15 protein-coding genes are annotated in these 18,647 nt (G+C 74.7%); 7 read left to right on the top strand and 8 right to left on the bottom strand.

Translation table 11 applies throughout. The annotated features are described in order from the left end of the window. Positions 1–6 precede the first annotated feature (6 nt). Complete coding sequence (locus M5362_RS27390) at positions 7–2,034, bottom strand: ATP-binding domain-containing protein (RefSeq protein ID WP_260230462.1); 2,028 nt, start codon at positions 2,032–2,034, stop codon at positions 7–9. Positions 2,035–2,329: 295 nt separating this feature from the next. Between M5362_RS27390 and M5362_RS27385 the strand changes: the two genes are divergently transcribed. Beyond that, positions 2,330–2,509, top strand: coding sequence for a hypothetical protein (locus M5362_RS27385; RefSeq protein WP_260230461.1), 180 nt, complete (start codon positions 2,330–2,332; stop codon positions 2,507–2,509). Positions 2,510–2,556: 47 nt separating this feature from the next. Continuing rightward, positions 2,557–2,871: a hypothetical protein gene (locus M5362_RS27380; protein WP_260230460.1), complete on the top strand. Its 315-nt coding sequence runs from the start codon at positions 2,557–2,559 to the stop codon at positions 2,869–2,871. A gap of 144 nt (positions 2,872–3,015) precedes the next feature. On the opposite strand, the gene M5362_RS27375 is transcribed toward M5362_RS27380, so the two are convergent. After that, positions 3,016–4,674, bottom strand: a complete 1,659-nt coding sequence (locus M5362_RS27375) for a DNA repair helicase XPB (RefSeq protein ID WP_260230459.1) — start codon at positions 4,672–4,674, stop codon at positions 3,016–3,018. Positions 4,675–4,739: 65 nt separating this feature from the next. Continuing rightward, positions 4,740–7,517: a helicase C-terminal domain-containing protein gene (locus tag M5362_RS27370; protein WP_260230458.1), complete on the bottom strand. Its 2,778-nt coding sequence runs from the start codon at positions 7,515–7,517 to the stop codon at positions 4,740–4,742. Positions 7,518–7,579: 62 nt separating this feature from the next. Between M5362_RS27370 and M5362_RS27365 the strand changes: the two genes are divergently transcribed. Both M5362_RS27365 and M5362_RS27360 read left to right on the top strand, forming a co-directional pair. Next, positions 7,580–8,671, top strand: coding sequence for a hypothetical protein (locus tag M5362_RS27365; protein ID WP_260230457.1), 1,092 nt, complete (start codon positions 7,580–7,582; stop codon positions 8,669–8,671). 173 nt (positions 8,672–8,844) lie between these two features. Further along, positions 8,845–9,483, top strand: coding sequence for an HAD family hydrolase (locus M5362_RS27360; RefSeq protein WP_260230456.1), 639 nt, complete (start codon positions 8,845–8,847; stop codon positions 9,481–9,483). Here M5362_RS27360 and M5362_RS27355 read toward each other — a convergent pair. Then, positions 9,471–9,740 carry a hypothetical protein gene (locus M5362_RS27355; protein WP_260230455.1) on the bottom strand — a complete coding sequence of 90 codons (270 nt, stop codon included), beginning with the start codon at positions 9,738–9,740 and terminating at the stop codon, positions 9,471–9,473. The two genes, M5362_RS27360 and M5362_RS27355, sit on opposite strands and share 13 nt — an antisense overlap. Positions 9,741–9,892: 152 nt before the next feature. Here M5362_RS27355 and M5362_RS33230 point away from each other — a divergent pair, with 152 nt between their 5' ends. Then, positions 9,893–10,276, top strand: coding sequence for a cold-shock protein (locus M5362_RS33230; RefSeq protein WP_308354918.1), 384 nt, complete (start codon positions 9,893–9,895; stop codon positions 10,274–10,276). 70 nt (positions 10,277–10,346) lie between these two features. On the opposite strand, the gene M5362_RS27345 is transcribed toward M5362_RS33230, so the two are convergent. The 4 genes from M5362_RS27345 to M5362_RS27330 form a co-directional block, all read right to left on the bottom strand. Then, the gene (locus M5362_RS27345; protein ID WP_260230454.1) at positions 10,347–11,198 is read right to left on the bottom strand and encodes a 1,4-dihydroxy-6-naphthoate synthase; all 852 of its coding nucleotides are present in this window, start codon (positions 11,196–11,198) and stop codon (positions 10,347–10,349) included. Then, on the bottom strand, positions 11,195–11,920 hold the full coding sequence (locus tag M5362_RS27340; protein WP_260230453.1) for a futalosine hydrolase: 726 nt from the start codon (positions 11,918–11,920) through the stop codon (positions 11,195–11,197). Before M5362_RS27340 ends, M5362_RS27345 begins: the two co-directional genes overlap by 4 nt. A gap of 7 nt (positions 11,921–11,927) precedes the next feature. Beyond that, positions 11,928–12,407, bottom strand: coding sequence for a DUF2771 domain-containing protein (locus M5362_RS27335; protein ID WP_260230452.1), 480 nt, complete (start codon positions 12,405–12,407; stop codon positions 11,928–11,930). 164 nt (positions 12,408–12,571) lie between these two features. Beyond that, complete coding sequence (locus M5362_RS27330) at positions 12,572–13,936, bottom strand: MFS transporter (RefSeq protein ID WP_260230451.1); 1,365 nt, start codon at positions 13,934–13,936, stop codon at positions 12,572–12,574. Positions 13,937–14,262: 326 nt separating this feature from the next. Here M5362_RS27330 and M5362_RS27325 point away from each other — a divergent pair, with 326 nt between their 5' ends. Further along, entirely contained in the window at positions 14,263–15,183 is a 921-nt protein-coding gene (locus M5362_RS27325; RefSeq protein ID WP_260230450.1) for a DUF3027 domain-containing protein, read from the top strand. A gap of 204 nt (positions 15,184–15,387) precedes the next feature. After that, on the top strand, positions 15,388–18,543 hold the full coding sequence (locus M5362_RS27320) for a sacsin N-terminal ATP-binding-like domain-containing protein (protein WP_260230449.1): 3,156 nt from the start codon (positions 15,388–15,390) through the stop codon (positions 18,541–18,543). Positions 18,544–18,647 lie beyond the last annotated feature (104 nt).

Below are 18,647 nucleotides of genomic sequence, written 5' to 3'. Positions count from 1 at the left end.
CCCGAACTACGCGTCCAACTGCTTCGGCAGCGGCGAGGAGTGGACGACCGTCAGTCCCGACACCGCACGCGTCAGCGCCACGTACAGCCGCCGCAGGCCCGTCCGCTCGTCCGGCTCGCCGTCCACGACGGCGGCCGGGTCGTCCAGGACCACGTAGTCGTACTCCAGGCCCTTGGCGAGCGAGGCCGGGACGAGGGTCAGCCGGGACTCGGCCGTCGTCTCCTCGCCGGGCCGGAGGTAGGCGTGACCCGCGGCGGCCAGCGCCTCGGCGAGCGGTGCGATCCGGGCGTCGGCGGCGATCAGACCGATCGAGCCCTCGTGCTCCAGGGCCTCCACGCAGGCCTCCACCACCCCCGCGTCCAGCTCCGCGGGCTCGCGGTGGCGGATCGCCAGCGAGCCCGGGTTCTCACGGACCGACTCGACGGCCGCCAGACCCGGGGACATGTGCGGCAGCAGCCGGGAGGCGTACGCGATGACCTCCCGCGGCACGCGGAAACCGGCGGTCAGCTCCTCCACGACGGCCTGCGGCTTGCCCAGGTGCGTCAGCGCCTGCGCCCAGCTCCGGGTCGCCCACGGCGTGGTGCCCTGGGCCAGGTCGCCCAGGATCGTCGCCGAACCGGTCGTGCAGCGGCGGCCGACGGCGCGGTACTGCATCGGGGACAGGTCCTGCGCCTCGTCGAGGACGACGTGGCCGAGCGAGTGGGTACGCTCCACCAGGTCCTTCGCCTCGTCGATCAGGACGGCGTCCGCCGCCGACCACTTCGCCGACTTCACCGACCGGGCGGGCTTCGTCCACAGCAGCAGCTTCTGCTCGTCCTCGGTCAGGACACCGGCCGCGTGCTCGGCGAGGAACTCGGCGTCGCCCAGCAGCCGCAGCACCAGCTTCGCCGGGTCGACCGGCGGCCACAGCTCCTTCACGGCCGCCTTCACCGCCGTGTTGCGGGCCACCGCGTCCTGCACCCGGTCGTCGGGGGCCTCGCCCGCCTGCTCCATGCGCACCAGGACGGCGTGCGCGATGCGCTGCGGGAGCGCGTCACGGGCGGCGCCGTAACGGATGTCGCGGTCCAGCAACTCGCGGACCATCGCCTCCAGTTCGTACGCGGGGACGCGCCAGCGGCGCGAGCCGCGCACGACCATCAGTGGCTCCGTCGGCAGCGTGACATGGGAGCGGAGCGCCCGCCGCAGCACCTCCGCCATCCTCGCGTCGCCCTTGACGACAGCCGTCGCCGCCTCGTCCGTGCCGCGCACCTCGACGTGTCCGACGAGGTCGTCGACGGTGGCCTGCTGGACCTCCAGCTCGCCGAGGGCGGGGAGGACCTGCTCGATGTAGTGGAGGAAGGACCGGTTCGGCCCGATGACGAGGGTGCCGGTGCGGGCGAGCCGCTCCCGGTGCGCGTAGAGCAGGTAGGCGACCCGGTGCAGGCCCACGGCCGTCTTTCCGGTGCCCGGGCCGCCCTGGACGCAGACGGAGCCGGCGAGGCCGGAACGGACGATCTCGTCCTGCTCGGGCTGGATGGTGGCGACGATGTCACGCATCGGACCGACGCGCGGACGCTCGATCTCGGCCTGGAGCAGCCGGCTCGTCCGTTCCTGCTCGGCGGGGTCGGAGAGGTGCTCGTCCTCGTACGCGGTGAGTTCGCCGCCCGTGTAGCCGAACCGGCGCCGCAGCCCGACGTCCTGCGGGTCCTTCTTCGACGCCCGGTAGAACGGCTGGGAGACCGGCGCGCGCCAGTCGATCACCATGGGGTCGCCGCCGGCGTCGTGGACGTGCCGCCGGCCGATGTAGAACCGCTGGCCCTCCTGGGTGGTGTGCAGGTAGTCGAGGCGGCCGAAGAAGAGCGGCGTGTGGGAGAGGTCGGCGAGGGCCTTGATGCGCTCCTCGATCTGGCGGCCGAGGACGACGGAGTTGACCCAGTTGGCGGTGACGTCCTTGATGTCGAGCGCCTCGACGTCCTCGCGCATCGCCCGTAGCGCGGCGCGTGAGTCGGCGAGATGGGCGCGTTCGCGCGCGAGCGGATCGGCGGACGTGGACATGCGGAAGCCTCCGGGCCGGGGGGTGCGGGACACGACAGGGCGGCCGCCGGTTTCCGACCCGGCGACAACGAGTGGGGCTGCCCGAAGGGCATCGGTTGAGGGTGGCGGTGGGAGACGGGCGGGCGCTCCCACGGGGGGAGGCGGGGAAGTCGGAGATTGTAGCTTCGGGGGTGCGGGAGGGGCGAACGGTTTTCGTGGGCGGACGGCCCGTAGGGGGAGGGGTCCCCCCTGAGGGGGACGAGAGTTCCACCCCCAGCGTGATGTGTTCGGTATGTCCGGATTCCATGATGGAGGCATGACCACAGCGACCTTCACCCCGGACCGCACGATCCCCCGCTCCCGCCGCCTCGCCCTCGCGCTCCGCGCGATACGCGCCTACGGAACCGCCGCCGTGGACGTCGTGGTGCTCGGCCGGTACGCCGAGGAGGCAGGGGTCAGGAACCCACGACCCAGGTACGTGGGAGGCCCGGACTGAGTACGAGCGCCCATGCCCGGCCCGTCCGCCGCTGATGTGATGGGGGTATGGACACGACCACGGCACCCGCGACCACCGAATCCGCCTCCGCGCTGCGCCTGCTCGCGCTCGGCGGCTTCCTGGTGCTCTTCCTCTCGCTCGTCCTCACCGGGGCCGCCGTCCTGGAGGACGCCATCGGCGACGACGGCAAGGCCGGCGTCGCGGCCGGCGCGGCCTTCTGGGCGCTGGGCCTCGGCACGCTGGCCGGCCTCGTCGCCGCCGTACCGCCTCGCTCGGCCCTGGCCCACGACGCGCGCAAGTGGTCGGTCGCCCTCCAGTACGGGCTGGCGGTGATCGCCCCGGTGCTCGCGCTGATGGACTGACGGAACCCGGCGCCCGGCCGACGCAAGCCGGCCTGCTCCCCGCCGACGCCGGCCGACCGGCCCCGGCCGACGTTCCCGCAGACCGGACCCGGAGCCCCGCGTCAGCCGCCCCGCGTCAGTCGGCCGGTGCCAGCCGGCTCGTGGCTAGCCGGCCTGTTCGCCCTCGCCCGCCATCAGCTCGTCCGCGTCCACGATCCGGTACGCGTACCCCTGCTCCGCCAGGAACCGCTGTCGGTGCGCCGCGAAGTCCTGGTCGATCGTGTCCCGCGCGACGACCGAGTAGAAGTGCGCCTGGTGCCCGTCGGCCTTCGGCCGCAGCACCCGGCCCAGGCGCTGAGCCTCCTCCTGGCGCGAGCCGAACGTGCCCGACACCTGGATCGCGACCGTCGCCTCCGGCAGGTCGATGGAGAAGTTCGCCACCTTCGAGACGACGAGCACGCTGATCTCGCCCTGACGGAACGCCTCGAAGAGCTTCTCGCGCTGCGCGTTCGGCGTCTCGCCCTTGATGACCGGCGCGTCCAGATGCTCGCCGAGCTCGTCCAGCTGGTCGATGTACTGGCCGATGACGAGGATCTGCTGCCCGGCGAACTTCCGCACCAGCGCCTCGGTCACCTTCCGCTTCGTCGCCGTCGTGGCGCAGAAGCGGTACTTCTCCTCCGTCTCGGCGGTCGCGTACGCGAGCCGCTCCGACTCCGTCAGGTTGACCCGGACCTCGACGCAGTCGGCCGGCGCGATGTACCCCTGCGCCTCGATCTCCTTCCACGGCGCGTCGAAACGCTTCGGCCCGATCAGCGAGAAGACGTCCGACTCCCGCCCGTCCTCACGGACCAGCGTCGCCGTGAGACCGAGCCGGCGCCGGGCCTGGAGGTCGGCGGTGAACTTGAAGACCGGCGCGGGCAGCAGGTGCACCTCGTCGTAGACGATCAGGCCCCAGTCGCGGGAGTCGAAGAGCTCCAGGTGGGGATAGATCCCCTTCCGCTTCGTCGTGAGCACCTGGTACGTCGCGATCGTGACCGGCCGGATCTCCTTCTTCGTACCGGAGTACTCGCCGATCTCGTCCTCGGTGAGCGAGGTCCGCTTCACCAGCTCGTGCTTCCACTGCCGGGCCGAGACCGTGTTGGTGACGAGGATCAGCGTCGTGGCCTTCGCCTGGGCCATCGCCCCCGCGCCGACCAGCGTCTTTCCGGCACCGCAGGGCAGCACGACGACACCGGAGCCGCCGTGCCAGAAGCCCTCGACGGCCTGCTTCTGGTACGGGCGCAGGGCCCAGCCGTCCTCGGCGAGATCGATCGTGTGCGCCTCGCCGTCGACGTAACCGGCGAGGTCCTCGGCCGGCCAGCCCAGCTTCAGGAGCGTCTGCTTGATCTGCCCGCGCTCGGAGGGGTGCACGGCGACGGTGTCCGGGTCGATCCGGGCGCCGACCAGCGGCTGCACCTTCTTCGAGCGGAGGATCTCCTCCAGGACCGGCCGGTCGGTGCTGGTCAGGACGAGCCCGTGGGTCGGGTGCTTGGAGAGCGTGAGCCGGCCGTAGCGGGCCATGGTCTCGGCGACGTCCACGAGGAGCGCGTGCGGCACGGGGTAGCGGGAGAACTCGACGAGCGCGTCGACGACCTGCTCGGCGTCGTGTCCGGCCGCGCGGGCGTTCCACAGGCCGAGCGGCGTCACCCGGTACGTGTGGATGTGCTCGGGCGCGCGCTCCAGCTCGGCGAAGGGCGCGATGGCGCGCCGGCAGGCGTCGGCCAGCTCGTGGTCGACCTCCAGGAGCAGCGTCTTGTCGCTCTGGACGATGAGTGGTCCGTTCACGTACGTACATCCCTTCGCACGGGCCAAACATCCAGTGTGCCTGACCCGCCGTGCGAAGGGGGCTGTCAGGCCTGGTCGTCCGCGAGCTCCGCGACACCCGTGATGCGGTGCAGCGGGTACGTGCGGACCTCGTCCGCCGTGTGGTCGTAGCCCGTCACGAAGCCGCCCTCCACGCGCACCGGTGCGATGACCCGCTGGCTGGCGGCGCCCTCCGCGTTCACGTAGCCGATCCAGACGGCGGAGCCGGTCATCGCGGCGGCCTGGACCGTGGCCAGGGTCTCGGCGGGCGAGGTGCGGGGCAGCTCGCCGCCGGCGCGTGCCGGGGCCTCGGGGCGTTCCTTGCGGACGGCCGTCGCGGCCTGGTCCCCGGCCCGGATCGCGCGGACCGCCGCGCCGAGCAGGGTCGTGTCCGGGGCGGGCGGGCCGTCGGGGACGGGCGCGGGCGCGGTGCGGGCGCCGGTGCGGTAGGCGTCGGCGCGGGTGATCAGGACGTCGCCCGCCGCAGACTCGGCGGCCGGGGCGTAGCCCATCGACCGGAGCCCGTCGAGCAGCGCGGCCGGGTCGGTCTGGGCGGCGAGCACGGTCGGTGCGAGACGGCGCAGCCGCAGTGACGCGGACCGCTTGTCGGCCAGGATCTCGCCGAGGAGCGCGTCGTCGTCGCAGCGTACGTACGCGGAGGCGGCGCCGATCCGGAGATGGCCGTGCCTGCGTGACACGTCGTCGATGAGGTACGAGAGGGGTTGCGGGACCGGCGTACGGGAGTGGGCCTTCAGGAAGTCGTGCAGGTCGGACGCGGTGCGTCCGGCGTCGAGCGCGCGGCGCACCGAGCCGGGCGTGAAGCGGTAGACGGTCGCCCCGCCCTTCGACTCCACGTCGGCCAGCACGGAGAGCATGTCGGCGAGCGGGCGCCGGAGCGGTCCCGGCGCGACGGCGGTGAGGTCGGCCTGGAGGAGCACGTGGTCGACGGCCTCGGGGAGCAGCGGGGCGAGCAGGGTCGCGGCCCGGGAGGCGGCGACGGACAGCTCGACGCCGTGCTCGGCCACCGGCTCGGCGGCCGCCTCGGCGAGGGGCAGGTTCAGCAGCGCCCGTGCGGGGGAGGCGAGGGCGCCGCGCCCGGTGATCCCGAGGAGCTCGGCCTCGGAGAGGGTCCACAGGGCGATCCGGGAGCGGAGGTCGGTGGGACCGTGGCCCATGCCGAGACCGCCGCCACCGCCACCACCGGAACCGTACGCCGCGCCCGCACCTGTGCCGTGCGCCGCACCTGTGCCGTGCGCCGCACCAGAGCCGTGCGCCGAACCAGCGCCGTACGTCCCGCCTGTGCCGTGTCCCGTGCCCGTGCCGTACGTCGTGCCGGAGCCGTACGCCCCACCCGCGGCCCCGCTCGGGCCCCGGCCGCCCGGGGCCGTGCCGGTGCCGGAGTCCGGCGCGCCCGCGCCGCCCGCCGTCGCGCCCCGCAGCGGTCTCTCCCAGCGGAGCCTGGCCAGCAGCGCCTCCGGGTCGGCCGCCGCCCCGGGCGGCAGCGTCGCCTGGAGGGTGAGGATCCTGCGCCGTACCTCCGGTGCCGCGCCCCGGTCGAGGTCCGGGCCCAGCGCGGAGAGCGCGCGGCCCTTCGCGTCCTGGCCGCCGACCAGTCCCGAGGTCCGCGTCCCCACCAGCCAGCTGGTGACCAGCCGGGCCCAGCGCTCGGCGGGCGGCAGATCGAGCCAGTCGTCGTACGCGGGCGTCGGCGCGTACCGCTCGTCCGCCTCGCCGTCCGAGGCGAGGAGACCCGCCCCGTAACAGAGCTCGAGCCAGAACGCCGCGACCTGCTCCGAGACGTCCAGCGCGGTGGCGGTCCGCTTGAGGTCCCGTACGGACATCCCGCCCGCGCGCAGGACGGCGGGGCCGCCCGTGTCCCAGCTCTTCAGCAGCTCCTCGACCGTCGAGAGCGCCGTGTGCGCCTGCCCGGCCGCCGCGTTGTCCACAACCTGGGGACGGTATTCGCGCAGCACGGCCAGGACGGGCGCGTGCGGCTCGGGGGAGCGGTGCGCCCGGCCGCCGCGCAGGTGCAGCGCCGCCTCGCGGGGCAGGACGACCGTGCGCGGCGAGGCGGGCAGCAGCAGGCCGCGGTCGCGCAGCCACTGGACGGGTGGCGCCGGGTTCGCCGTGATCTCCCCGTACGGCGGCCCCCAGACCAGCCGGTCGAGCACGGCCAGCGCCTCCGACGGCGCCGTGTCGAGCAGCGAGCCCATCCGGTCCCGGTCGGTGAAGAGCTCCGTCAGCGCCGCCACCGCCGAGACCGGGTCGTGCGTCGCGGGCAGCCCGGCGGTCGCGATGATCTCCTGGATCCGGCCGGGCGACATCCCCGCCGTCGCCTCGGAGACGGCCGGCCCGAGACCGGTCGGTGACGGGTGCTGCGGGGAGGGGGACAGCAGCTCCCGCGCGGTCCGTACGAGCCGCAGCCGGTCGTCCTCGCCCCAGACCAGGGCCTGGTCGCGCAGCACCTCCACGGCGCGGGGCAGCGCCGCCTCGATGTCCGGGTCGCCGTCGTCGCCCGTGAGCAGCCCGAGGAGCACGGGATACGGAGCGGGATCCGGGGCCACCGCCAGCGCCTCGGCGGTCTGCAGCGTGAACCGGTCGAGCCGTTCCAGCGCGCGGACGACGGAGCCGCGGGTGCCGGCCCGGGTGGCGAGCTGGGTCAGGTCGTTCGGTACGGGGGAGAGCAGGTCGGGGCGCGCGCGCAGCAGCGCGGCGAGCCCTCCGTCGCCCCGCGCGCGCAGCGCCTCCGCGAGCGTGCGCGGCGCGGCGGCGGCGTCAGTTCCTCCGGGCACGTGCGCCTCCCGATCGAGCTCACCGATCCCCATCCGCCCCACGTTAGCCCCTGCGCGGGCGCTAACGTCGGGGCGTACCGGCCGTGGAGGGGACTGTGGGGATCGAGAGCGACCAGTTGGTCTTCGACTATCTGAGCCGGGTGGGCGATCTGGCGCAGCAGCGGCAGCTGCCGTCGGCCACGCGGATGCGGCTCGTGTCGTCGCTCCGGGGCGAGATCGACCGCAGGCGCGCCACGTACGGCGAGGAGAGTCCGACGGCGGTGCGCTCCCTCCTCGACGAGCTGGGAACGCCGGACGAGGTGGTGGACCGGGCGACGGGGACCACGCCGGTCGCGAGGGCTCGGGAGGGCGCGCAGGGACCGGACGGGCCGAAGGCGCCGGGCGTGGCGGACGGGCCGAAGACGTGGGGAGCGGCGGCCGGGCCGGACACGTCGGGAGTGGCGCGCGAGGCGGTGTCGGACGGGCCGGAGGCGTCGGGGCGGCGGGGCCTGTTCCGGAAGGGCGGGCGGTCCGCCGTGCCCGCTCCCCGCGCGGCACCGGCACCGGGACCGACGCCCCCGCACCTGGCGGGGACGGACGAGGTCGGGTCGGCCGACACGGATCCGGACTGGTGGCGGCTGGAAGAGGAGGAGGCGCCCCGGCCGGGGGACGACCTGGTGCCGGGGTTCAGGGGCGGGGTGGAGATCCCCGAGCTGCTGAAGCCGCCGCCGGAGGAGACGGAAGGGGAGGCGGAGGACGGGGAGGACGCCGGCGAGGAGTCCGGGTCCGTCCGGCGTCCGGCGTGGCGGCGCGTCCTGAGCCGGCGGCGCGCGGCCGGGACGGTGGCCTCCTCGCGTCGTTTCCGTCCGGGCGGACTGGGCCTCGTGCTCGCCGCGCTCCTCCTGCTCGGCGGCGCCGTCTTCGGCTCCCTCGTGGCCCTGGCCCTTGGCTGGCTCCTCGCCTACGCCTCGCGCCGCCTCTCCCGGGCGGAGGCGCAGGGGGCGGTCGTCGTACTCCCGCTCCTCGCGGCCACGGCGGGCGCGGTCTGGCTCTGGGGCCGGGTGGAGGGCCGCTGGGGCGAGCCGGTGGCGGTCGGCGGAGAAGGGATGGGGGCGGCGGTGTCGGAGACGTGGCCGTGGACGCTGAAGGGCGCGGCGATCGCCTCTGCCCTCTTCCTCCTGTGGCGCGCCCGCCGCCACAGCGACTGACCGCTCGGCCCCCGGTGCCGCCCCGCGGGACGACCGCCCCACCGTGGGGCCGGAGCCGCGGGACGACGGCTCCACCGGGAACGCCCCCCCGGTGCCGCCCCCGCGGGGCGACCGCCCCACCCGGGCCGGGGGAGTCCGTCGGGGCCAGGGCCCGATGCGAACGCCCGGGCACAATGTCCCCCATGACTCTTCCGCGACTCCCGCTGACCGTCGGCTTCGATCTCGACATGACGCTGATCGACTCCCGCCCGGGCATCAAGGCCACGTACGAGGCCTTCTCCGCCCAGGTCGGCGTCCTGATCGACGCCGACCTGGCGGTCTCGCGGCTCGGCCCGCCGCTGGAGCACGAGCTGGCGCAGTGGTTCCCGGAGGCCGAGATAGCCGAGCGGGTCGTCCAGTACCGCGCCCTCTACCCGACGTACGCGATCGAGCCGTCGCTCGCGCTCCCCGGCGCCAGGGATGCGATTCAAGCCGTTCGCGAGGCGGGCGGCCGGGCGATCGTCGTCACCGCGAAGAACGAGCCGCACGCCAAGCTGCACCTCTCCCACCTCGGCATCGACCCCGACGCCGTCATCGGCGGGCTGTGGGCCGAGGACAAGGCGGAGGCGCTGCGCGAGTACGGCGCGGGCGTGTACGTCGGCGATCACACCGGTGACGTGCGCGGCGCGGCGACGGCGGGCGCCCTGTCGGTGGCCGTGGCGACAGGCCCGTGCGACGAGGCCGAACTGCGCGCGGCGGGCGCGGACGTCGTCCTGCCGGACCTGACCGGCTTCCGTACCTGGTTGGAGGGCTACCAGGCCTACCGGCCCTGAGCCCCGGCCGCCCTCGCCTGCCGGCGCTGCGCCCCGATCGAACGCAGCACGCCGGCGCCCGCGACCAGGAATCCGACGCCCATCAGCATGCACACCGCGTACGCGATCGGCGGGAACGGATCGGTGCCGAGGAACAGCGGCGCGACCGTGACCAGTGTGGCCACCGCTCCGATGATGAAGACAATCGCACCGGCACGGACGAGACCGTCACCCGGAGCGCTGTCGTCCGAGGGGGCCGAAGGGGTTTCACTACGCATTCAGCCAGGGTAGTTCCCAGGCCGGAGGAACAAACCGGCGACGTCTTGTCACCGGCCCGAAGCCCATTAGCCTTGGTGCCTCGGGGACCGCTGACTGGTCTCCAGAGCCGGATTCCCGGCGCATTCCATCGAGTACGAGGACGAGGACAGACGTGCCTACCGGCAAGGTCAAATGGTTCAACAGCGAGAAGGGCTTCGGCTTTCTCTCCCGTGACGACGGCGGCGACGTCTTCGTCCACTCGTCGGTGCTCCCTGCCGGAGTCGACGCCCTCAAGCCGGGGCAGCGTGTGGAGTTCGGGGTGGTCGCCGGACAGCGCGGCGACCAGGCGCTCTCCGTGACGGTCCTCGACCCGACCCCGTCCGTCGCCGCGGCACAGCGCCGTAAGCCCGACGAACTGGCGTCCATCGTGCAGGACCTGACGACGCTCCTGGAGAACATCACCCCGATGCTGGAGCGGGGCCGCTACCCCGACAAGGCGCAGGGCGCCAAGATCGCGGGCCTGCTGAGGGCGGTCGCCGACCAGCTCGACGTCTGAGCCACGCCGGGGCCCGTACGAGCCCCTGAGGGCCCGTAGGACCCCTCCGGACCCGGCAGGGCCGCCGGGGTCACGGGAACGCCAGCGCGTCGGGGCCGAGGGGCGGCACCAGCCCCTCGGCCGCCGCGCGCGTGAGCAGCCCGCGCACGGCCGCGTAGCCGGCCTCCCCGAGGTCGGCCGTGAACTCGTTGACGTAGAGACCGATGTGCTGATCGGCCACCTTGGGGTCCATCTCCTGCGCGTGTTCGCGTACGTAAGGGCGGGACGCGGACGGGTCGTCCCAGGCCATCCGTACCGACGCACGGGCCGCTTCGGCGAGCCGCAGCAGCGCGTCCGGGCCGAGCGAGCGGCGGGCGACGATCGCGCCGAGCGGGATCGGGAGGCCGGTGGTGTCCTCCCAATGGGCGCCCATGTCGGCGAGGGCGTGCAGACCGTAGTTCTGGTAGGTGAACCGGGCCTCGTGGATGACGAGCCCCGCGTCGACCTTCCCGTCGCGCACCGCGGGCATGATCTCGTGGAACGGCATGACGACGACGTTCCCCACGCCTCCCGGGACGAGGTCCGCCGCCCAGAGGCGGAAGAGGAGGTACGCGGTCGAGCGCTCGCTCGGCACCGCGACCGTCTTCCCTGCCAGGTCCACGCCCGGTTCCCGCGTCAGCACCAGGGGTCCGCAGCCGCGCCCCAGCGCGCCGCCGCAGGGCAGCAGGGCGTACTCGTCGAGGATCCAGGGCAGCACGGCGTACGAGACCTTGAGGACGTCGTACGCGGAGTCCCCGCTCTCGGCCCAGCCGTTGGTGAGGTCGATGTCGGCGAACGTCACGTCGAGGCGCGGGGCACCCGGGACGCGGCCGTGGGCCCAGGCGTCGAAGACGAAGGTGTCGTTCGGGCAGGGCGAGTAGGCGATCTTGAGCTTGGGCGTCATGGGGCGGGCTCCACGAAGACGGTGGTGCTGAGCAGCTGGAACGTGTGCCGCAGCGCGTCCAGGGCCTCGCCGATGCGCCAGGCGGCGCGGTCGCGGGGCCCGACGGCGTTGGAGACGGCGCGGATCTCGATCACGGGCACGCCGTGGGCGGCGGCGGCCTCGGCCACGCCGAACCCCTCCATCGCCTCGGCGACGGCGCCCGGGTGACGTACCGCCAGCTCGGCGGCGCGCCCGGCGGTGCCGGTGGCGGTGGAGACGGTGAGCACGGGGCCGACGGTGTGGGGCTGCCCGCCGTGCGTGAGGGCGTCGGAGACCCGCCGGGTCAGCGCGGGGCCCACGGGGTGCGTGGAGCGCCCGAAGCCGAGCTCCTCGACGGAGAGGTGGCCGTCGGGGGTCTGCGCCCCGAGGTCGGCGGCGACGATCGTGTCGGAGACGACGACGGAGCCGAGGGGCGCGGCGGGCTGGAACCCGCCGGCGATCCCGGCGGAGACCACGAGGTCGTACGGGACGGCCGCCCGGGCGAGCGCGGTGGCGGTCGCCGCGGCGACCGCGGCGGGCCCGACACCGCCGACGAGGACGTCCACGGCGTCCGCGTGGCGGCGCAGCAGGTAGCCGCCCGGGAGGGGGACGCCGCCCGGGCCCGGTCCGTCGAGGCGAAGGCCGCGGGCGACGGAGTCCGCCTCCGCCGTCACGGCCGTCACGATCAGGATCCGGAGGACCACCGGAGGATCAGGAGTCCTTCTTCAGCTCGAAGTGCCAGATGCCGGTCAGCTTCTTGCCGTCGTTCTCGACGATGGTGACCTGGGACTGGTCGGTCGCCTCGCCGGTCTGGGAGGAGAAGAAGGCGCTCGCCGGGATGGTCCGGTACGTCTTCTTGTACGGCTCCGGCTCGGCGTTCTGGCCACCGAGGAAGATGGTCCAGCCGTTCTCGGCGATCGACGGGTCGACGCCGAAGCGGATCTTGTCGTCCGCGGAGACCTTGATGGTCTTCTCGGCCTTCTTGTTGAGGCACTCCTGGATCTGCGACTCCTTGATGGCGTCGCCGTCGTTGTAGCAGGCGGCCTCGGAGTGCACCGAGTCGGTCCCGACCGTCAGGGTCGCGAGCGGAGTCGGCTTGTCGCAGGCGGAGAGTACGAGGAGCCCGGCGGAGACGGCCCCGAGGGCGACGGCGGCCCGGCGGCGCGAGCCGGTGAAGAACGCAACGGTCATGGCCCGAAGGCTATCGGGCGTGTCGAACTCCGCCACGCGGGGGTGCGGCGCGCCGCGTTTTCCCCCCGGTGTGGCGGCGCGGCGGCGGCCCGGGAGGCCGTCCGTGCCGGCGGGGGTGACGGCTCGCCTGGCAGCCGTGGGTACCCGGGGTGTCACTCCGGGCGTCACTCCGGGTGAGTCGACGGCAGCGGCTTGCGGGCGGCCACGAGGAGGCCCCGGACCGCGAGGAGGGCGCCCAGGCCCAGGAACCCGGCCGCCACCGACATGCCCACCGGGCCGCTCAGCGGCAGCGAGATGCCGATCGCGCCGCCCACCACCCACGCCATCTGCAGCAGCGTCTCCGAACGGGCGAACGCCGACGTGCGCACGACCTCCGGCACGTCCCGCTGGATCAGCGCGTCGAGCGAGAGCTTCGACAGCGCCTGGGTCAGGCCCGCCACCGCACCCAGCACGGCCACCATCACCCCGCCGAAGAACGCCGCCGCGAGGATCGCCACCCCGCACACCGTCGTGATCATCGTGGCGATGATCACCTCCGGCGCGTGGCCACGGTCCTTGAGGAGCGAGCCGATACCCGTCCCGCACGCGTTGCCCACCCCCGCCGCCACCGCCACCATCGCCAGCGACACCGCCGCGCTCTGCCCCGAGAGCGGATGCTCGCGCAGCAGGAACGCCAGGAAGAAGATCAGGAACCCGGAGAGCATCCGCTGCGCCGCGTTCGCCTGGAGCCCGTGCAGCACCGAGGGCCCCACCGTCCGCAGGCTCGGTTTCTTCTCGCCGTGGGTGAGCAGGTGCACCCGCCGCTCGCCCTTCGCCGAGTCGACCTTGTGCGGCATCCGGAACGCCCAGTACGCGCCCAGCAGGAACAGCGCACACGCCCCGTACAGCGGGTACTGCGGCCCGACCTGCTGGAGTCCCGCACCGATCGGCGCCGCGATCCCGGTCGCGAGGAGGCCCGCGAGAGTGACCCGGGAGTTCGCCTTGACCAGGGAGAAGCCGTGCGGCAGCAGCCGTGGCACGACCGCGCTGCGCACCACTCCGTACGCCTTCGAGGCCACGAGCACGCCGAGCGCCGCCGGATAGAGCTCCAGGCCTCCGGTCGCGACCGCGCCCGACATGGTGATCGCGAGGACCGCGCGGGTGAGCATCGCCCCGGCCATCGCCGCCCGCCGCCCGTGCGGGAGGCGGTCCAGAAGCGGGCCGATCACGGGGGCCAGCAGGGTGAACGGGAGCATGGTGATCGCCAGGTACAGGGCGACCCGGCCGCGTGCCTCGTCCGTCGGTACGGAGAAGAAGACCGTGGACGCGAGCGCGACCGTGATCATGACGTCGCCGGCCCCGTTCACGGCGTGCAGCTCGATCAGCTTCCCCAGGCCCGACTCGCCCGCGCCGTGCGCGTGCGTCGCCCTGCGGATGCCCTTGGCCGTGCCCGTCACCGGCCAGTGCAGGGCGCGCCCGACCGCCCGGCCCGCTCGGCTGAGCGGCCCGGCATGATCGTGGGATCGTGCGGACGACCGTGCGGCTGCCACTCCGTCATAGTGCCCCACGCCCCTGACTTGTGAACCGTGGCACGGCGGGTCGCGGGTCCACGATCCGGGCCACTTGGGGCGGGCAGGTGGGCGGCGGGCGGCGGAGGGGGTAGCGTGCGTAGCGCGCCACCGGCGGAAGATCTCGGCCGCGCGCCTCTTCGGCATCCCGCAGAATGGATGACGATAGGTGTGCCCGAGAGACGCGAGACAGGTCGGGCGCGGACGTCGATGCGGCCCTCTGGTCCGCTCCGCCCGCCGCCCGGGGCTTTCGCTCCCGCTCCTCGGCCGGCGCACCCGTGAGACGGCGTAGGAGAGAAGCGAGACCTGTGAGTGCTGCGACGACGCGAAGCCGTACCCCGCGTACCCCGCGTACCCCCGACCGCCTGTGCGCCGAGGCGGTAGACCTGGCGCGGACGGCCGCCGAGGAGGCCGCCGCCCCCGGCATCGTCGGGGCGCATGTGGAGGCCGTCGCCGACGGTGACCGGGTCGTCACGCACTTCTTCGAGAGCAAGGAGCCCGGCTACCGCGGCTGGCGCTGGGCCGTGACGGTCACCCGCGCCTCCCGGGCGAAGAACGTCACCCTCGACGAAACCGTCCTGCTGCCCGGCTCCGACGCGCTCCTGGCCCCCGAGTGGGTGCCGTGGAGCGAGCGGCTGCGGCCGGGCGACATGGGCCCTGGGGACCTGCTGCCGACGGAGCAGGACGACCTGAGGCTCGAACCGGGGTACACCGGCGAGGACGCGCCGCCGCCGAACTCCGCGGTCTCGGAGGAGATGGCGGACCACCTCGACGCCGAGGACGCGGAGATCGTCTCCCGTACGCCGTCCCGGGGCGCGATCGCCTCGGCCGCCGAGGAACTCGGCATGCGGCGTGCGCGGGTGCTGTCGCGGTACGGCCTCCACGTGGCGGCGGACCGCTGGGACGAGGCCTTCGGGGCGAAGACCCCGATGGCGCAGGCGGCGCCCGCCTCGTGCGAGTCCTGCGCCTTCCTGATGCCGCTGGCCGGCTCGCTGAAGCAGGCCTTCGGCGTCTGTGCGAACGAGTTCTCGCCGGCGGACGGGCGGGTCGTCTCGCTCGCGTACGGCTGCGGCGGGCACTCCGAGGCGGCGGTCATGCCGAAGCCTCCGCGGCCCGCGCCGCCCGTACTCGACTCGATGGGCGCGGACGCGTTCCCGCTGAGGCCGGCGAAGGACTCGGGCTCGACGACCGAACCGGACGGCACGTCGGAAGACCTGGGCCACTCGTAGCCGTAGCCCCGGCGGAAGACCTGGGTCACTCGTAGGAGCCGTCGCCCCGGCGGAAGACCTGGGCCCACTCGTAGCCATCACCCCGGCGGCGCGGTTGCCCGCGCCTGCCGGGGGTACCCGGGACCTCGGGTGACGGGCCCGGTGGCTGAGGGGGAGGGGCGGGGCACGGTACCTTCGGGCCCCGGCACAATCCCGCCCCGCAGAGTGGAGTCAGACGTGAGCGTCAGCGTCAGGACGTCGACCGACGGAGCCGACCCCTTCGGCACCGCCCGGCTGCGGAGAGGCGTACTCGATGCCTGGGGCGCCGGGCCCGCCCGGTTCCGGGAGGACGCCAACGCCGAGGAAGACCTCGCCCTCGGCGGCTACCGCGACCGGCTCGTCGTCGAACTCGCCCAGAACGCGGCCGACGCCGCCCACCGCGCCGGGGTGACGGGAAGGCTGCGGCTGACGCTGCACCCCGCCGGACCCGACGCGCCCGCCCTCCTCGCCGCCGCCAACACCGGCGCCCCGCTCGACGCGACCGGCGTCGAGTCGCTCTCCACCCTCCGCGCCTCCGCCAAGCGGGAGCACGACCGCGGAGCCGTCGGCCGCTTCGGCGTCGGCTTCGCCGCCGTCCTCGCCGTCTCCGACGAGCCCGCCGTCCTCGGCCGCCACGGCGGCGTCCGCTGGTCCCTCGCCGAGGCCCGCGAGCTCGCCGCCGACGCCGCCCGGCACAGCCCCGGCCTCGGGGACGAACTGCGCCGCCGCGACGGCCACGTGCCGCTCCTGCGCCTCCCGCTGCCCGCCGAGGGCACCGCCCCCGACGGCTACGACACCGTCGTCGTCCTCCCGCTCCGGGACTCCGCCGCCGTCAACCTCGCCGAGCGGCTCCTCGACGCCGTCGACGACGCCCTGCTGCTCACCCTCCCCGGCCTCGCCGAGATCGTCGTCGAGACGACGGAGGGCGTACGGGTCCTCACCCGCGCCGAGCACGAGGCGTACGTCCACATCGACGACTCCGCCACCGGCGAGACCCGCCGCTGGCGCACCGTCACCCACGGCGGCCCCCTCGACGCCGCCCTCCTCAAGGACCGCCCGGTCGAGGAGCGGCTGCGCCCGTTCTGGTCGGTGACCTGGGCCGTGCCCGTGGACGGCCAGGGCGCCCCGCAGTACCCCCGTACCGCCCCCGTCGTCCACGCCCCGACCCCCACCGACGAACCGCTCGGCCTGCCCGCCCTGCTGATCGCCTCCCTCCCGCTGGACACCGCCCGCCGCCACCCCGCGCCCGGGCCGCTCACCGACTTCGTGGTCGAGCGCGCGGCCGACGCGTACGCCGAACTCCTCACCGACTGGCAGCCGGTGACCGTCGCCTCGATCGACCTCGTGCCCGGGCCGCTCGGCAAGGGCGCCCTCGACGGGGCGCTGCGCGCGGCGATCCTCCAGCGGCTGCCGCGCGTCGCGTTCCTGGCGCCGGAGGTGCCGTCGGAGGAGGTGCCCGCGCTGCGGCCGGTGGAGGCCGAGGTCGTGGAGGGCGCGGGCCGCGAGACCGTCGCCGTCCTGGCGGAGGTCTTCCCGACCCTGCTGCCCGCCGGACTCGAACGGCGCGTGGAGCTGCGGACGCTCGGCGTCGGGCGCGTCCCGCTGACCGAGGCGATCGACCGGCTCGCCGGGGTGGACCGCTCGCCGTCGTGGTGGTGGCGGCTGTACGACTCCCTCGCGGGCGTGGACCCGGACCGGCTGACGGGCCTCCCGGTCCCGCTGGCCGCCGCGGCCGACGCCCCCGAGGACGCCAGGGTCCGCACCACCATCGGCCCCCGGCACGTGCTGCTGCCCCAGGACCGCACCCCCGCCGAACTGACCCGTCTCGGCCTCAAGGTCGCCCACCCGGACGCCGCCCACCCCCTCCTGGAGAAGCTGGGCGCCCTCCCGGCCACGCCCCGCGCCGTCCTGACGACCCCCCAGGTCAGGGCGGCGGTCGCCGGCTCCCTCGACGCGGGGGAGATCTGGGACGAGGACGCCGACGCCCTGGACGCGGACGAGCTCGCCGAGACGGTCCTCGCGCTCGTCCGGGACGCCGAGCTTCAGCCCGGCGACGAGCCGTGGCTCGGCGCCCTGGCCCTCCCGGACGAGGACGGGGAGCTCGCGCCCGCCGGTGAACTCGTCCTGCCCGGCAGCGCCTTCGCCGCCGTGATGCGCGAGGACGAACTCGCCCTCTGCGACCCCGAGCTGGCCGACCGCTGGGGCGAGCAGCCCCTCGCCGCCTGCGGCGTGCTCGCCACGTTCGCCCTCGTCCGGGCCACCGATCTCGTTCTCGACCCGGACGAGATGGAGCCCCGGGACGGGGACTTCGCCGAGCCGGACGACGCCGGCCTGCTCGACGCCGTCGACGTCTGGTGCGAGGACGTCCTCGACCGCCTCCCGGACGCGCCGGTGCCGCCGGTGGCGACCGAGATCGTCGCCGTACGGGACCTGGACCTGGTCGACGACGACGCCTGGCCGCAGGCGCTGGCCCTGCTCGCACGGCCGCCGCTGCGGGACGCGCTCACCCAGCCCGTACGGGTCCTGATGCCGGACGGCACGACCGAGACCGTACGGTCGTACACCGCCTGGTGGCTGCGCGACCACCCCGTCCTCGACGGCCGCCGCCCCGCGGGACTCCGGGCCGCCGGCACGGACCCGCTGCTCATCGGGGTGTACGACTCCGCCGACGCGACCGGCTTCGAGGACGAGCAGGTCCTGCGGGCCCTTGGGGTGCGGACCTCGGTCTCCGCGCTCCTCGACGAGCCGGGCGGCGCGGCCGAACTGCTCGGCCGGCTGGCCGACCCCGAGCGGGAGGTGACCGGCGCCCAACTGCACGCCCTGTACACGGCGCTGGCCGACCTGGACCCCGAGCAGGTCACCCTCCCCGACGACCTGCGCGCGGTCGTGGACGGCGAACTCGTGGTGGTCGACGCCTCCGAGGCCCTGGTCGCCGACGCCCCCGACCTCCTCCCGCTCGCGGGCGGCCTCCCGCTGCTGCCGGTGGCCCCGGCGCGGGCGGCGGACCTGGCGGAGCTGTTCCAGGTGCGGCGGCTGAGCGAGTCCGTCGAGGCGGAGGTCACGACGGTGGGCGAGGAGCACGACGTCCCGCCCTCGGTCCACGCCCTCCTCGGCCCGGCGACCCCGGACTCGTACGTCGAGCACGAGGAACTCCGTGCGGCGGGCGTCGAGCTGGACTGGCGCCAGACCCCCGACGGCACGATCCACGCCGCCACCCTGGAGGGCGTGGCAGCCGGCCTCGCCTGGGCGGCGGGCCAGTGGCCCCGCCGCTTCGAGGTGGCGGCCCTCCTGGAGGACCCCTCCCGCACGTCGGAACTGGCCCGGGACAGGTGGTTCGACTAGTCGCCCCGGGCGCCCGCCCACGGGGCCACCTGGCCCTGTGGGCGGACGCCCGACGGGGGACGTGGGCGGGGTCGGGCGGTGCGTCCGTGGAGATGGCGGCCGGG

Origin of the sequence: Streptomyces sp. Je 1-79 (assembly GCF_025195125.1) — a bacterium.
Taxonomy (GTDB): domain Bacteria; phylum Actinomycetota; class Actinomycetes; order Streptomycetales; family Streptomycetaceae; genus Streptomyces.
The sequence above is the reverse complement of the archived record's forward strand: the minus strand, read 5'-3'. Positions and strand labels throughout refer to the sequence as shown.

What these genes read in the sequence shown, in the direction of transcription:
- M5362_RS27390 (WP_260230462.1), bottom strand. Translation starts at nt 2,034, where the DNA reads ATGTCCACGTCCGCCGATCCGCTCGCGCGCGAACGCGCCCATCTCGCC.
- M5362_RS27385 (WP_260230461.1), top strand. Translation starts at nt 2,330, where the DNA reads ATGACCACAGCGACCTTCACCCCGGACCGCACGATCCCCCGCTCCCGC.
- M5362_RS27380 (WP_260230460.1), top strand. Translation starts at nt 2,557, where the DNA reads ATGGACACGACCACGGCACCCGCGACCACCGAATCCGCCTCCGCGCTG.
- M5362_RS27370 (WP_260230458.1), bottom strand. Translation starts at nt 7,517, where the DNA reads ATGGGGATCGGTGAGCTCGATCGGGAGGCGCACGTGCCCGGAGGAACT.
- M5362_RS27360 (WP_260230456.1), top strand. Translation starts at nt 8,845, where the DNA reads ATGTCCCCCATGACTCTTCCGCGACTCCCGCTGACCGTCGGCTTCGAT.
- M5362_RS27355 (WP_260230455.1), bottom strand. Translation starts at nt 9,740, where the DNA reads ATGCGTAGTGAAACCCCTTCGGCCCCCTCGGACGACAGCGCTCCGGGT.
- M5362_RS27345 (WP_260230454.1), bottom strand. Translation starts at nt 11,198, where the DNA reads ATGACGCCCAAGCTCAAGATCGCCTACTCGCCCTGCCCGAACGACACC.
- M5362_RS27335 (WP_260230452.1), bottom strand. Translation starts at nt 12,407, where the DNA reads ATGACCGTTGCGTTCTTCACCGGCTCGCGCCGCCGGGCCGCCGTCGCC.